Below are 14454 nucleotides of genomic sequence, written 5' to 3' on the forward strand. Positions count from 1 at the left end.
AATCTAATGTCTTTTTTTTAGTTCCTTTATCACATCTGACAACGAAAAACCTTTTGCTTGTAGCAAAATTAAATAGTGAAATAGTAAGTCTGCGCTTTCATTTAAAAACAACGTATCATTAGTGTCTTTTGCCTCAATAACAACTTCTACCGCTTCCTCTCCTACCTTTTGGGCAATTTTATTAATGCCTTTTTTAAATAATGATGCTACATAAGATTCATTAGAACTGAAATTTTCTTTTCGGTCTTTTATAGTTGCTTCTAACTTTGAAATAAAACCAAATGACGATATATTTTCTTCATTCCAACAGGTATCGCTCCCTGTATGACATGTTGGTCCAGATGGTTTTACTTGAACTAATAAGGTGTCATTATCACAATCTATTGTAATATTTTCTAATTGTAATACATTACCACTTTCTTCTCCTTTTGTCCATAATCGTTGTTTTGTTCTGCTATAAAATGTTACTAATCCGGTTTTTAGTGTTTTTTTATAGGCTTCATCATTCATATAACCTAACATTAAAACTGTTTTTGTTTCAACATCTTGTATGATAGCTGGAACAAGTCCGTCTTTATTCTTATCAAAATTAATTGTCATTATAATCTAACTTCTATATTGTTATTTTTTAATTCTTGTTTTAAATCTTTAATTGGGATATCTCCAAAATGAAATACGCTAGCTGCTAAAGCTGCATCTGCCTTACCCTTTTTAAATGCATCAACGAAGTGTTGTTTAGAGCCTGCGCCACCGGAAGCAATTATAGGAATGCGTAATTCTTGAGATAAGTTTGAAAGTGCTTCATTGGCAAATCCGTTTTTTGTGCCATCATGGTTCATTGAGGTAAACAAAATCTCTCCTGCGCCTCGTTGTTCTACCTCCCTTGCCCACTCAAATAAATCAAGATTTGTAGGAATGCTTCCACCAGCTAAATGGACTTTCCATTTACCTTCAAGTTGTTTAGCATCAATGGCAACAACAACACATTGGCTTCCGAATTTGTTTGCCAATTCGTTTATTAAGTCTGGACGTTTTATCGCTGATGAGTTTACAGATACTTTATCTGCACCATTCTTAAGTAATATATCTACATCTTCAACGGATGAAATACCACCACCAACAGTAAATGGTATATTGACTTGCTCTGCAACTTTTAAAACCATATCTCTTGTAGTTTTTCGGGCTTCTTGCGTAGCAGATATGTCTAAAAACACCAATTCGTCAGCACCATTACGAGCATATTGTTTTGCTAAAACAACAGGATCACCAGCATCACGAAGGTTAACAAAATTTACACCTTTAACTGTGCGGCCATTTTTTATATCTAAACATGGTATAATTCTCTTTGTAAGCATGGTCAATATTGCTTTTCTAAATCCCTTAACTGAATATGACCTTCATATATAGCCTTTCCAATGATAACTGCCTCACAACCTAAACGTTCTAACCTATTCAAGTCATCTAAAGATGTTACACCACCTGATGCTATTAATTTCACGGACTGGCCATTACTACTGGAGCAGTTCTGTATGATATCATTATATAAATCATATGAAGGTCCTTGTAGCATGCCGTCTTTAGCTATGTCAGTACAAATTACATAGCGTATTCCCTTTTTTTGATAATCCTTAATAAATGGAAGAACTTCTAATTGGCTACTCTTTTGCCAACCGTTAACAGCGACCTTGTAATTGTTACAGTCTGCACCCAAAATAATTCTTGAACTGCCATAATTCACTATCCAACTCTCAAACAATTCTGTATTGGTTACTGCAATACTTCCACCTGTTACTTGTTTGGCTCCAGAATTAAATGCTATGTGTAAATCTTCGTTAGACTTCAAACCTCCTCCAAAATCAACTTTCAAACTAGTTTTAGATGTTATTTGCTCTAACACCCTATAATTTACTATATGCTTTGCCTTAGCTCCGTCTAAATCTACCAAATGCAAATACTCAATACCAGCTCCTTCAAACTGTTTAGCAACCTCAATAGGGTTTTCATTGTATATTTTTTTTGTGCTGTAATCACCTTTTGTCAATCGCACACATTTACCATCTATAATATCTATTGCCGGAATAATTCTCATAATTATAATTCAATAAAGTTTTTTAATATTTTCTCTCCTGCCGCACTACTCTTCTCTGGATGAAATTGCACACCATAAAAATTATCTTTTTGTAATGCAGAGGCATAGTTGACACCATAATTGGTGCTTGCAATTTCATATTCGCATTGCTCCACATAGTAGCTGTGCACTAAATACATATATTCTTGTTCGTTTATGTTTGAGAACAATTTTGATTTTAAATCAAACACATTATTCCAACCCATTTGAGGAACTTTATTAAGTTGATTTGAAAACTTTTTTACAGATACGTCAAAAATCCCTAAACCTTTGGTGTTACCTTCTTCTGTTTTATTGCACATAAGTTGCATACCTAAACAAATACCTAATACAGGTTGTTTTAACTTGGGGATTATCAAATCAAGTTGAGATTCTTTTAATTTTTTCATAGCACTGCTGGCTTCACCAACTCCAGGAAAAACAAGCTTATCTGCTTGTTGTATGGTTCCAGAGTCTTTTGATAACGCAGCATCTAACCCAATACGCTTGAAAGCAAACTGAACACTTTTTATGTTTCCTGCGCCATAATCTATTATTACTACTTTCATAAAATTATTCTTAAAGCATTCCTTTTGTTGATGGTAAAATCATTTTCTCAACATCGCGTTTTACAGCCATTTTAATTGCTTTAGCAAAAGCCTTGAAAATCGCTTCAATTTTGTGATGCTCGTTGGTTCCTTCTGCTTTTATATTTAAATTACATTTGGCGCCATCAGTAAATGATTTAAAAAAGTGATAAAACATTTCCGTTGGCATCTTTCCTATCATTTCACGTTTAAAATCAGCTTCCCAAACAAGCCAATTTCTTCCGCCAAAGTCAATAGCTGCTTGTGCATAGCAGTCGTCCATTGGTAAGCAAAACCCATAACGTTCTATACCTAATTTATTTGCTAATGCCTTATTAAAAACCTCACCTAAAGCTATGGCTGTGTCTTCTATAGTGTGGTGTTCATCAACTTCTAAATCGCCTTTTACATAAATATCTAAATCAAGTTGACCATGACGCGCAATTTGGTCAAGCATGTGGTCAAAAAACGCAATACCTGTATCTATTGCACTTTTTCCTGTACCATCAAGATTAAGAGCTATTTTTATTTGAGTTTCATTGGTGCTTCTTTCTATGCTCGCTGTCCTATCTGCGGCTTTTAAGAACGCGTATATTTTTTCCCAATCGTTAGTTTCCAATGCAATGAAATTGTTTAAATCGTTTTGGTTTACAGTAATTTCATCCGTTCCTAAAAACGTATTATCATTTATGTAAATACCTTTTGCTCCTAAATTTTTCGCTAATTCTACATCAGTTAAGCGATCGCCTATAACAAAAGAGTTTTCTAAATCGTAATCTTTAGAGAAATACTTGGTTAACAAACCTGTATTTGGCTTTCTTGTTGGTGCATTATCTTTAGCAAACGTTTTATCAATAAACTGCTCATCAAACGTTATGCCTTCGTTTTTAAATGTTTCAACAATGAAATTATGAACAGGCCAAAAAGTTTCTTCAGGAAAAGAGGCAGTTCCTAAACCATCTTGATTTGTAATCATGACGATTTCATAATCTAACTCTTTGGCGATTTTGCTTAAAAACTGAAATATTTTAGGATAAAAAATAAGTTTGCTAAATGCATCTATTTGTTCATCAGCAGGTTCTTTTATAAGTGTGCCATCGCGATCTATAAATAATACTTTTTTACTCATGCTATGGATTTTAATGCTTGTATAAGCTTGTTGTTTTCTTCTTTTGTGCCAACTGTAATTCGTAAGCAGTTTTCACATCCTAATTGATTTGTTCTGTTACGAACAACAATCCCTGTTTTTATTAACTGATTATAACGTGCTGTTGCATTATCTACCTTGATTAAGATGAAATTAGCATCAGATGGATAGGTTTTATCAATAAAACTAATCGATTTTAATGTTTCTATTATTCGTACTCTTGATTCTAATAACGTTTGAATTTGTTCATTAACTTCGTTTAAATTATTGAGGTGTTTTAAAGCGCGCTCTTGCGTTAGTTCATTAACATTATAAGGTGGCTTAATTTTATTTAAAGCCGAAATAATCTCAACTGAAGCATAGCAAACTCCAAGCCTAATTCCAGCTAAACCGTAAGCTTTTGATAGTGTTTGTGTTACTATTAAATTTGGAAATTCATTTATTCTATTCAACCAACTTTCATTTTTAGAAAAGTCAATATATGCTTCATCAATCACAACAATGCCTTTGAAATTACTTATTAGTTTTTCAATTTTAGAAGATTCTAAACTATTAGCAGTCGGATTGTTAGGTGAACATAAAAACAATAGTTTGGTTTGCTCATTTGACGCTCGTAAAACGTCATCAACTTTTGGTTGAAAATCAAGTGTGTTTAGCGGCACTTCTATATTTTCAACAGCATTAATATCTGCTAAAACACTATACATTCCGTACGTTGGTGGCAATGTGATAATTTTATCACAATTGGGTTCGCAAAATGCTCTAAAAATTAAATCTAACACTTCATCGCTTCCATTTCCTAATAGAATTTGCGACTGTGGTATTTTCTTTATGTCTGCCAAACGCTGTTTTAAAGCCGTTTGTTGCGGATCTGGATATCTATTTACACCATTTTCAAATGGGTTTTCATTGGCATCTAGAAACATCATATCAGAACGTAAATCATTGTATTCATCTCTAGCTGACGCATATGGCTTAATGGTTTTAATATTAGATCTTACCAACTTGTTTATATCAAAAAGTGCATTCATATTATTTCAAGTCTTTTAATCTAATTGATACGGCGTTTTTGTGCGCTTGAAGCCCTTCAGCTTCGGCCATAAGTTCAATAGTATTTCCTATGTTTTTTAAGCCTTCAGAGGTTATTTTTTGAAAAGTAATACTCTTTGTAAAACTATCTAAATTGACACCAGAATAGGCTTTACTAAAGCCGTTTGTAGGTAATGTGTGATTGGTTCCTGAAGCATAATCGCCCGCACTTTCTGGTGTGTAATTCCCTATAAAAACAGAACCTGCATTTTGAATACCATCAATAAAATACGTTTCATTTTTAGAACAAATAATAAAGTGTTCAGGAGCATAATCATTAATTAAATCAAGCGCAACAGCATCTGAATCAACGTAAATTAATTTAGAGTTAGCAATGGCTTGCTTGGCTATGTCTAGTCTTGGTAATTCACGTTTTTGCTTTTCTATTTCGGTTTCAACGTTTGTAATAAGCGTTTTTGACGTAGAAACTAAAACAACTTGGCTATCTGTACCATGCTCTGCTTGACTTAATAAATCAGAAGCTACATAACTTGCATTGGCAGAATTATCCGCAAAAACTAAAAGTTCGCTTGGTCCGGCAGGCATATCAATAGCGACATTAAATTTGGTTGCTAGCTGCTTTGCAACGGTTACAAACTGATTTCCAGGACCGAAAATTTTATATACTTTAGGAATGGTTTCTGTTCCAAAGGTTAAACCTGCTATGGCTTGAATACCACCAACCTTTATAATTTTTGTGACTCCACAAAGTTGTGCGGCATATAATATTTCGTTAGCAATCTGCCCTTCTTTATTTGGCGGCGAACATAAAACAATGTCTTTACAACCTGCAATTTGGGCAGGAACAGCAAGCATTAATACGGTTGAAAACAAAGGCGCTGTTCCACCTGGAATATACAAACCAACTTTTTGAATGGGACGTTTTTCTTGCCAACAATTAACACCTGGTGTTGTTTCTATTTGAATTTTACTTGTTTTTTGAGCAGTGTGAAAGCTTTCAATATTCTGTTTTGCTGTTGAAATGGCTAACTTTAATTCGTTTGAAATTTGACTGCAAGCTGTATTAATTTCATCTGTAGTAACCACACTATTAGTTAGTTTAACACCGTCAAATAGTGCTGTATATTTTGATATAGCTTTGTCACCATTTCGCTTAACATCAATAAAAATTTGATTTACAGTATTTTCAATGTTTTCAACTGTTTGAGTTGGTCTTTGTAATATGTTAGACCAATTTTCTCTTTTAGGGTTTTTAAGTGTTTTCATATTAAATTACCATATTATCAATTGGACAAACAAGAATTCCTTGAGCTCCGTTAGCTTTAAGCTCATCTATAATTTCCCAAAATTCATTTTTATTAATTACCGAGTGTATTGAGCTCCAACCCTTTTCTGCTAAAGGTAAAACCGTTGGGCTTTTCATACCTGGTAATATTTTTATTATATCATTAAGTTTTTCATCAGGAGCATTTAGTAACACATACTTTGATTGTCTCCCCTTTAAAACCGATTGAAATCGAAATTGTAATCTGTCTAGAATAGCTTGATTTTCTTCAGAAATTAATGGTGAAGCAGCCAAAACAGCTTCAGATTTTAAAATGACTTCAACTTCTTTTAAGTTGTTCTTAAAGAGTGTACTACCACTAGAAACAATATCTACAATAGCATCGGCTAGTCCGATATTAGGAGCTATTTCAACAGAGCCGTTTATGATATGAAGATTGGCTTCTACCTTATTTGACTTTAAAAATTGATTAACTGTATTAGGATAAGATGTAGCAATGCGCTTTCCTTGTAGGTCACTAATGTTTTCGTATTTAAAAGATTTAGGAACAGCAACTGATACTTTACAAGTTGAGAAACCTAGCTTTTCAATAATAGCTATATCCTGCCCTTTTTCAATAAGAACATTTTCACCAATTATTGCCGCATCTACAACACCATCACGCAAGTATTGTGGAATGTCACCATTACGTAAATAAAAAACTTCTAAAGGAAAGTTCCTAGCTGAAGCTTTGAGTTGATCTTTACCATTATCTATTGAAATACCTACATCTTTTAGGATTTTCATAGAATCGTCATGAAGTCTTCCTGATTTTTGAACCGCTATTTTTAATTTACTCATACTAAATCCCGAGAAAGCGGGAATCTTTTGTTTGTGTTTGAGTAAACCTTTAGGAGTGTTTTTTAATAAAAAATAAACCCGCTTGATTTACTCAAACGGGTTTAAAATATATTTAGATTTATTCAATACATTTTCAGCTCGCTTGAGTGCAAGTATGAAAATGATGATGTAATTGAATAAAATTCATGTTGTTTATTTTACTGAACAAATTTTCAAAAAAAATAATTACAAATCCAAATAGTTTTTAAAAAAATTATTGATTACCAAGTATAATAGGCATTCCAGAGTCTCCAGAACCAATTACAATGACTTTGGAATTAGGTGATTCTGATAATTTAATAGTGGCTTCAATACCTTTATCCTGTAAAATTTTATCGGTTAAAGAGGCGCTCAAGATCTTGTTAGCATCTGCTTTACCTTTGGCTTCGATACGTTGGCGCTCGGCTTCTTTTTGTGCAGTAACCAATCTAAATTCGTATTCTAAAGATTCCTGTTCTTGCTTTAATTTACGTTCAATAGCATCTTTAATAGTTGGCGGTAGTGTAACATCTCTAATTAAAATGCTGTTTAATTGAATATATTGGTCTTCCACAATTTTTTTAGTCTCTTCATAAATTTCAGCTTGAATGGCATCACGTTTTGTAGAATACAACTGTTCTGGTGTATAACGACCTACTACACTTCTTGCAGCCGAACGAACGGCTGGTTGTAAAACCCGTTGTAGATAATCTTTACCTTTTTCTTTATGTAGTCTTGGTAAATCTGAATATTTTGGCTGATATAATACAGAAGCATCTAATTTAATATCCAATCCATTTGAGGATAAAACCGACATTTTTTCTGGTATCTCCTGTTGTCTCACTTCATATTCTATAACACTATTCCAAGGCGCTACAAAATTAATACCCTCGCCGAGAGGATCGCTATCTGGGTCTACTCCTCCACCCAACTGATATAAAACTCCTGCATAACCTGAATCAATTGTTACAATAGACTTTGTAACAAGAACAAACAACACTATAATTGCAATAATAATTGGCAAACCAATTTTCGGTAATCTTTCCATTTTTAAAATTTTAAATTAAATAAGTCCGTTATATTTTCTAATAAACCATTCAGAAGCTAAACAAATAGCCATTAAGGCAAGTAAATATTTCCAGTCTATCAAAGGTACTGTATTTTTTGTGCTTTTCTCAATAGTTACAAAGCGATTATCGTTTAATAAATCGTTAATCAAATCTTGAGAAGTATTGGGAAAATAAGCATTTCCTGAACTATTGGTAGCTAATGCCTGCATTTTTGTTACATCGGCATTTAAAAATTGCTCTTCAATATTATATTCCAGGATTTTGAATTTCCCTGATTTGCTCAAATTATCTGTTTCGGTTTTTACAGTAAAACTATAATCTGAAGGAGGCAAACTACTTAAATCGACTTCAAAATTATTATTTCGTAACACAAACGGAAAATCTCTAACAACCTTTGTGCTATCGTTTATTACAGAGATTATCAAACTTTCACGGCTGTCAAACTCATAATTTTTATTGTAATACTGTGCTTTAACAATAACGTTTGAGTTGCCTTCGTAAAAAGAACTATAATCCAAAGTCAATCGTTCCTTACGCTTATTTGTTGATAAATATTGAACTAATTTCCCTGTAAAGTTATCAAAGGCATTGAACGATTTAGTATTTAAAAATGATTGAGCACGCCACTGCCATATATTTTCTCCAAAAATTACGGCTTCTCTCCTACCATTTACCTCAAAACTTGCCATTAGTGGATTATCAGTTGTTGTGCTTCTTATCTTCTTATACAATACGGTTTCAAAAGGAATGGTAAATTCAACATTACCAAATTTTGATTTTAAAGGCGGAAAGGATTCAAAATCTAAATCACTAATAATAAACACATTATAATTTTTATTTGGAAAAGCCAAATAATTTTCTGTTTGAGCAGAATTCTTTTGTGTATAAAATGAATTTACTTGATTTAAGAAATTCCAATCTGTTTTTGTGCCTGTAATGACCAATTTATTACTTTTTGAAGCATCTAATTTTTCATAAATTGATTTAAAGCGATTGTTAGGTTGGTATAATATAACTAATTGAAAATCATTTATTTTGTTTTCATATTCTTTAGTAGTTAAAATACTCACTGTTCGTTGCTCATTACTTTCTATGCTCTTTTTTAAAGCACCAATATCTGGATGGAGCCAATCGCTTACAATTGCTATTTTAGATTTCTCATCAACAACTTCAATAGCAAAGTTTTTAACATTGTTTCGTGTATTTAATTCACTCGCTATAGGCTCTATATTAACTTGATAAGAAAACGTTCCAACGCTATTGGCTGGTAATGTAAAATTCACAACAGCTGAATTGCTATTCTTATCAAGTTTCAGCACTGACGAATAAACAGTTGAACCGCCGCTTTTCACTGTAAACTTCGGATTAACAACTTCATCACCATTATAAACAATAATAGCCTCTAAAGGGAATTTGTTCTTTAAAAACGCATATTTATTGACGTTCAATTGCTCTATCTTTATATCAACATGCGTTACAGTATCTCCTAAAATAATAGGAAATATAGGTTGTTTATATGTTCTTGTGGCAAAACTGTAGTCGCTGCCATAAGTTTGATTTCCATCAGACAGAATAATAGTTGGCGCAACTGTTTGTTTGTAAACATCATTTAAGCCGCCAAATAAGTTATCAAAATTAGTTTGTTTATCTTGAAATGATAAGCTGTCAGAAAGTTTCAAATCGTTCCCAAAAGCATAATAATCAATATTAAATTTTTCATTTAGTTCTTGATGGTTTCGTATGTTACCAACTATACTTTCAACTAAAGAATCTTGTTTTAAAAACGAAATAGAATTTGAATTATCTACCGCTACAACCAAGCTAGGCTTTTCGTAAAAAGTAGATTGTCGTTCTATTTTGGGGTTTATTAATAATAGAACTATGGCGAATACAGTAATAAACCGTAGTGCTAACAAATAATTGTTTACCGATAGTTTATGTTTCACCTTATATTTATACTGAAAAAGCGCTACTAATAGCGCTATAATTCCAGATATAATAATATATAAGATTATTGTACTCGACATGTTATGTTAGCATACCTCCATCTACATTTAAAGTTTGACCTGTAACATAAGTAGACATATCACTTGCCAAGAATACGCAGGCATTGGCTATATCCTCTGGTGTTCCACCTCGTTTTAAAGGGATTGCTTCTCGCCAACCTTTTACAGTATCTTCATCTAATTTTGCAGTCATTTCAGTTTCAATAAAACCTGGAGCAATCACATTACTTCTAATGTTTCTCGAGCCTAATTCTAAAGCAACTGATTTAGAGAATCCAATAATACCAGCTTTTGAAGCTGCATAATTGGTTTGCCCAGCATTCCCTTTAACACCAACTACAGAACTCATGTTTATAATGGAGCCTTTACGTTGCTTTAACATGGTACGCTGAACGGCTTTCGTCATATTAAAAACTGACTTTAAATTAACTTCAATAACTGTATCAAAATCTTCTTCACTTATACGCATAAGTAAATTGTCTTTTGTAATTCCAGCATTATTAACAAGTACATCAATGCTTCCAAATTCAGCTACAACTGCATCAGCTAACTCTTGAGCTTCCTGAAAACTAGCAGCATTACTCTTATATCCTTTTGCTTTAACGCCTAATGCGTTTAATTCTTTTTCTAACTCATTTGCTGCTTCAACAGAAGAGCTATACGTAAATGCTACATTAGCACCTTGTTGTGCAAAAACTTGAGCTATACCTCTGCCTATTCCTCTACTAGCTCCAGTTATTATGGCTGTTTTCCCGTCTAATAATTTCATGTTTGAATATTGTGATTGGTTGTTTTTCAAATATAATAAATACAAGATGCATCAAATAAAAAAACCTTACAAGATTTTGTAAGGTTTTTAACAGAATATTATTAAACTTTTAAGCCAAAACTTCAGCTACTTTTTTGCCTATTTCAGCAGGAGAATCAACTACATGTATACCACAAGCTCTCATGATTTTCTTTTTCGCTTGAGCTGTATCATCACTTCCTCCAACTATAGCGCCAGCGTGTCCCATTGTTCGACCAGCAGGAGCTGTTTCTCCAGCAATAAAACCAACTACCGGTTTTTTACTTCCGCTTTCTTTATACCAATTAGCAGCATCGGCTTCTAATTGACCTCCAATTTCACCAATCATAACTACTGCTTCAGTTTCTGGATCATTAATCAACAACTCAAGAGCTTGCTTGGTTGTAGTTCCTATTATTGGATCACCACCAATACCTATTGCTGTAGTTATACCCAAGCCTTGCTTTACAACTTGGTCTGCTGCTTCGTAAGTTAATGTACCTGATTTAGAGACAATACCTACTTTTCCTTTCTTGAATACAAAACCAGGCATGATACCAACTTTTGCTTCCTCTGGTGTAATTACACCTGGGCAGTTAGGCCCAATTAAACGACAGTCTTTATCTTTTATATAATAAGAAGCAATAATCATATCTGCAACAGGAATACCTTCTGTAATCGTAATAATAACTTTAATTCCAGCATCAGCAGCTTCCATAATAGCATCGGCTGCAAAAGCAGGCGGAACAAATATTATGGTTGTATCAGCACCAACTTTTTCCACAGCTTCTTGAACTGTATTAAAAACGGGCTTATCTAAATGGGTTTGTCCACCTTTACCTGGTGTAACGCCTCCTACTACATTTGTACCATATTCAATCATTTGACCAGCGTGAAAAGTACCTTCGCTACCAGTAAACCCTTGAACTATTATTTTTGAATCTTTGTTAACTAAAACGCTCATTTAAGTTTGATTTTTGTTGTTTTTTAATCGATTACAAAAGTAATCTTTTGCATACTATTTGTAAAAGTATTTTACGAATTTATTTTATTAAAGGCATTTGAATTAAGTGTGTCGTGATCTGCAGGTTGACTCATTTCGTAAACACGATAAATTTTATCATCTTTAATTTCAATAATAGACATATAATGAGCCAATGGAATTTCTTCTTCTGTAGACTCTATAGTCTTTGCATATAAAGTGTATCTGGTTGTAACCTGATTACCATCAGACAACAGATGACTTAATTGGAATCTTAAATTATTATAAGACTCGGTAATGCCCTTAAAGAAATTATAAACACCTGTAAAGTCTCGTTCTCTAAAACCCAGACTGCTATTCCAATACACCTTACAGTCTTGGTGATAAAACTTTTCTATTAAGCTTAAGTCATTTGCTAAATCGGATTCGTAGAAAGTTTGTATTAATTTTTTAGGGCTCATTTATTTTTCTTTAATATTTCTAATATTTCAGGAATCTTTTTAATTGATGCGATTTCTTTATATTTTGATCTGAAATCATCTGCTGGAGTTCCAAAATAACTCTTACCCCCTTCTAAAGATTTACTAACGCCTGATTGCGCAGAAATAACAGCCTTTGCTCCAATTGTAATACCACTGGTCATACCAACTTGCCCCCAAATGGTTACTTCGTCTTCTATAACAACGCAGCCAGCAATTCCAACTTGAGAAGCAATAAGACATTTTTTTCCAATTATTGTATCATGTCCTACTTGAATTTGATTATCCAGTTTAGAACCTTCGCCAATTGTGGTATCGCCAGTCACCCCTTTATCTATTGTGCAAGCAGCGCCAATATGAACATTATCTTGAATTATTACACGTCCTCCAGACAACAGTTGATCAAATCCTTCTGGACGATTTTTGTAATAAAAAGCACTCGCTCCCAAAACCGTTCCAGCATGAATTACGACATTATTACCTATAACCGTGTTATCATAAATACTGACATTGGAATGTATAATACAGTTATCACCAATTGTAACATTATTTCCTATAAAGCAATTAGGCTGAACAACTGTTCCTTCTCCTATTTTTGCTGAACTGGAAATAGCAGAGTTTGATGATTGAAATGGTTTAAAGTATGTGGTAAGCTTGTTAAAGTCGCGAAAAGGATCGTCACTAATCAATAAAGCTTTTCCTTCAGGGCAATCTACCTCCTTATTAATTAGAACAATTGTTGCTGCAGATTGCAATGCTTTGTCATAATACTTTGGGTGATCAACAAAAACTATATCTCCTGGCTCTACTACATGAATTTCATTCATTCCAAGAACTGGAAAATCTTTATCACCAATAAAATCAACACTAATTAGATTGGCTATTTCTTGTAAAGTATGTGCTTTTGGGAACTTCATTAATTAGATTATTTTGAAAGTCCCATTGATATATTCAAAAGTATTCTCCAGTTTATCAAAACGACTACTATCTGTCCAATTCATTAACATATAAATGTATTCTTCACCTTCAACAAAAGCGACTACATAAACAAAATCTATACCATCAATTATACCAGTAATTTTCATTTGTTTGGCTGGATAACCATTAATATCCTTTAGCCCATAGTCTTGAAACTTAAATTGCTCAATAGTTTCATTAAACATTTTTTTCTGAATAATTGAATAATTATTTATTGGTGAAAGGTCTGAATTATACTCTTCAAGTTCAGTGAAAATTGAAATAAACTCTTGCTTATTTTCATGTATTACAACTGTATAAGCTTCTTTATAAATGTTAGCATATTCTAGAGAAGCTTCAGGGTGAAGACTTTTCAACTCTTTCATGTAATTAGGCACATCTAAACTATATAAAGAATCAACATAAATTGTTTTATAATCCTTTGCGGATAAAGATTCTGAATCTTGAACTGCAACATTTTTAGCAGCCTTATCTATCATTTCTAAACAACTTGTTAGGAAAATTAAACAGATAATTACAATACCTATATTGGCTTTCTTCATCAATGTTATTCCTTAATACGTTCCTTATACGTACCTTTTTCGGTCTCTATTTTTATTTTATCCCCTTCATTTATAAATAAAGGCACATTAACCTCTGCTCCAGTTTCAACAGTTGCTGGCTTGGTCGCATTTGTAGCTGTATTACCTTTTACACCAGGCTCTGTGTGGGTTACTTCAAGAATTACACTTGCTGGCATCTCAACAGAGAGTGGCATGTTATCTTCCGAATTGATTAAAATGGTAACTACCTCACCTTCTTTCATTAAATCAGGTCTATCCAGCGCAGCTTCTAGTAACCTGATTTGCGTGTAATCTTCCTGATTCATGAAATGGTAAAACTCACCATCATGGTATAAAAATTGAAATTTATGTGTTTCCACTCGAACATCATCAATTTTATGTCCTGCTGAAAAGGTATTATCAATAACTTTTCCTGTTGTTACACTTTTCAATTTTGTTCTTACGAATGCTGGACCTTTACCAGGTTTTACATGTAAAAACTCTATAATTTTATAAATATCATGATTATACCTGATGCATAATCCATTTCTAATATCTGATGTATTGGCCATAAAT

General features: G+C 33.0%; 16 protein-coding genes. All 16 read right to left on the reverse strand.

The window, feature by feature from the left end; translation table 11 throughout:
• Positions 1-3: 3 nt before the first annotated feature.
• Complete coding sequence (hisIE, locus tag MTX13_RS12755; protein WP_250436203.1) at positions 4-600, reverse strand: bifunctional phosphoribosyl-AMP cyclohydrolase/phosphoribosyl-ATP diphosphatase HisIE; 597 nt, start codon at positions 598-600, stop codon at positions 4-6.
• Positions 600-1355, reverse strand: coding sequence for an imidazole glycerol phosphate synthase subunit HisF (hisF, locus tag MTX13_RS12760; protein WP_250436212.1), 756 nt, complete (start codon positions 1353-1355; stop codon positions 600-602). Before hisF ends, hisIE begins: the two co-directional genes overlap by 1 nt.
• Before the next feature lie 2 nt (positions 1356-1357).
• The gene (gene hisA, locus MTX13_RS12765) at positions 1358-2089 is read right to left on the reverse strand and encodes a 1-(5-phosphoribosyl)-5-[(5-phosphoribosylamino)methylideneamino]imidazole-4-carboxamide isomerase (RefSeq protein WP_250436213.1); all 732 of its coding nucleotides are present in this window, start codon (positions 2087-2089) and stop codon (positions 1358-1360) included.
• A 2-nt stretch (positions 2090-2091) separates the two neighbouring features.
• On the reverse strand, positions 2092-2676 hold the full coding sequence (gene hisH, locus MTX13_RS12770) for an imidazole glycerol phosphate synthase subunit HisH (protein ID WP_250436215.1): 585 nt from the start codon (positions 2674-2676) through the stop codon (positions 2092-2094).
• A gap of 10 nt (positions 2677-2686) precedes the next feature.
• Positions 2687-3823 (reverse strand): bifunctional histidinol-phosphatase/imidazoleglycerol-phosphate dehydratase HisB, encoded by a 1137-nt coding sequence (gene hisB, locus MTX13_RS12775; RefSeq protein ID WP_250436217.1) that lies wholly within the window; start codon positions 3821-3823, stop codon positions 2687-2689.
• Positions 3820-4872 carry a histidinol-phosphate transaminase gene (gene hisC / locus MTX13_RS12780; RefSeq protein WP_250436219.1) on the reverse strand — a complete coding sequence of 351 codons (1053 nt, stop codon included), beginning with the start codon at positions 4870-4872 and terminating at the stop codon, positions 3820-3822. The genes hisB and hisC overlap by 4 nt, the downstream gene beginning before the upstream one ends.
• A 1-nt stretch (position 4873) precedes the next feature.
• The gene (hisD, locus tag MTX13_RS12785; protein ID WP_250436220.1) at positions 4874-6157 is read right to left on the reverse strand and encodes a histidinol dehydrogenase; all 1284 of its coding nucleotides are present in this window, start codon (positions 6155-6157) and stop codon (positions 4874-4876) included.
• Between the two features lies 1 nt (position 6158).
• Positions 6159-7016, reverse strand: a complete 858-nt coding sequence (hisG, locus tag MTX13_RS12790) for an ATP phosphoribosyltransferase (protein ID WP_250436229.1) — start codon at positions 7014-7016, stop codon at positions 6159-6161.
• Positions 7017-7269: 253 nt separating this feature from the next.
• Positions 7270-8082 (reverse strand): prohibitin family protein, encoded by an 813-nt coding sequence (locus MTX13_RS12795; RefSeq protein WP_250436231.1) that lies wholly within the window; start codon positions 8080-8082, stop codon positions 7270-7272.
• Between the two features lie 15 nt (positions 8083-8097).
• Positions 8098-10131, reverse strand: a complete 2034-nt coding sequence (locus tag MTX13_RS12800; protein ID WP_250436233.1) for a VWA domain-containing protein — start codon at positions 10129-10131, stop codon at positions 8098-8100.
• A gap of 1 nt (position 10132) precedes the next feature.
• A complete protein-coding gene (gene fabG / locus MTX13_RS12805; RefSeq protein ID WP_250436242.1) occupies positions 10133-10879 on the reverse strand; it encodes a 3-oxoacyl-[acyl-carrier-protein] reductase in 747 nt (248 codons plus the stop codon).
• A gap of 109 nt (positions 10880-10988) precedes the next feature.
• Positions 10989-11861, reverse strand: a complete 873-nt coding sequence (gene sucD / locus MTX13_RS12810; protein WP_250436244.1) for a succinate--CoA ligase subunit alpha — start codon at positions 11859-11861, stop codon at positions 10989-10991.
• A gap of 71 nt (positions 11862-11932) precedes the next feature.
• Positions 11933-12340 (reverse strand): nuclear transport factor 2 family protein, encoded by a 408-nt coding sequence (locus tag MTX13_RS12815; RefSeq protein WP_250436246.1) that lies wholly within the window; start codon positions 12338-12340, stop codon positions 11933-11935.
• Complete coding sequence (locus MTX13_RS12820; RefSeq protein ID WP_250436248.1) at positions 12337-13275, reverse strand: UDP-3-O-(3-hydroxymyristoyl)glucosamine N-acyltransferase; 939 nt, start codon at positions 13273-13275, stop codon at positions 12337-12339. The genes MTX13_RS12815 and MTX13_RS12820 overlap by 4 nt, the downstream gene beginning before the upstream one ends.
• A 3-nt stretch (positions 13276-13278) precedes the next feature.
• Positions 13279-13815: a hypothetical protein gene (locus MTX13_RS12825; protein WP_250436250.1), complete on the reverse strand. Its 537-nt coding sequence runs from the start codon at positions 13813-13815 to the stop codon at positions 13279-13281.
• Positions 13816-13883: 68 nt separating this feature from the next.
• Complete coding sequence (gene efp / locus MTX13_RS12830; RefSeq protein ID WP_250436253.1) at positions 13884-14450, reverse strand: elongation factor P; 567 nt, start codon at positions 14448-14450, stop codon at positions 13884-13886.
• Positions 14451-14454 lie beyond the last annotated feature (4 nt).

This window comes from Hanstruepera flava, from assembly GCF_023634025.1.
GTDB classification, from domain to species: domain Bacteria; phylum Bacteroidota; class Bacteroidia; order Flavobacteriales; family Flavobacteriaceae; genus Hanstruepera; species Hanstruepera flava.

Coding starts and splice junctions, on each gene's coding strand:
- hisIE (WP_250436203.1), bottom strand. CDS start 600: ATGACAATTAATTTTGATAAGAATAAAGACGGACTTGTTCCAGCTATC.
- hisF (WP_250436212.1), bottom strand. CDS start 1,355: ATGCTTACAAAGAGAATTATACCATGTTTAGATATAAAAAATGGCCGC.
- hisA (WP_250436213.1), bottom strand. CDS start 2,089: ATGAGAATTATTCCGGCAATAGATATTATAGATGGTAAATGTGTGCGA.
- hisH (WP_250436215.1), bottom strand. CDS start 2,676: ATGAAAGTAGTAATAATAGATTATGGCGCAGGAAACATAAAAAGTGTT.
- hisB (WP_250436217.1), bottom strand. CDS start 3,823: ATGAGTAAAAAAGTATTATTTATAGATCGCGATGGCACACTTATAAAA.
- hisC (WP_250436219.1), bottom strand. CDS start 4,872: ATGAATGCACTTTTTGATATAAACAAGTTGGTAAGATCTAATATTAAA.
- hisD (WP_250436220.1), bottom strand. CDS start 6,157: ATGAAAACACTTAAAAACCCTAAAAGAGAAAATTGGTCTAACATATTA.
- hisG (WP_250436229.1), bottom strand. CDS start 7,016: ATGAGTAAATTAAAAATAGCGGTTCAAAAATCAGGAAGACTTCATGAC.
- MTX13_RS12795 (WP_250436231.1), bottom strand. CDS start 8,082: ATGGAAAGATTACCGAAAATTGGTTTGCCAATTATTATTGCAATTATA.
- MTX13_RS12800 (WP_250436233.1), bottom strand. CDS start 10,131: ATGTCGAGTACAATAATCTTATATATTATTATATCTGGAATTATAGCG.
- fabG (WP_250436242.1), bottom strand. CDS start 10,879: ATGAAATTATTAGACGGGAAAACAGCCATAATAACTGGAGCTAGTAGA.
- sucD (WP_250436244.1), bottom strand. CDS start 11,861: ATGAGCGTTTTAGTTAACAAAGATTCAAAAATAATAGTTCAAGGGTTT.
- MTX13_RS12815 (WP_250436246.1), bottom strand. CDS start 12,340: ATGAGCCCTAAAAAATTAATACAAACTTTCTACGAATCCGATTTAGCA.
- MTX13_RS12820 (WP_250436248.1), bottom strand. CDS start 13,275: ATGAAGTTCCCAAAAGCACATACTTTACAAGAAATAGCCAATCTAATT.
- MTX13_RS12825 (WP_250436250.1), bottom strand. CDS start 13,815: ATGATAGATAAGGCTGCTAAAAATGTTGCAGTTCAAGATTCAGAATCT.
- efp (WP_250436253.1), bottom strand. CDS start 14,450: ATGGCCAATACATCAGATATTAGAAATGGATTATGCATCAGGTATAAT.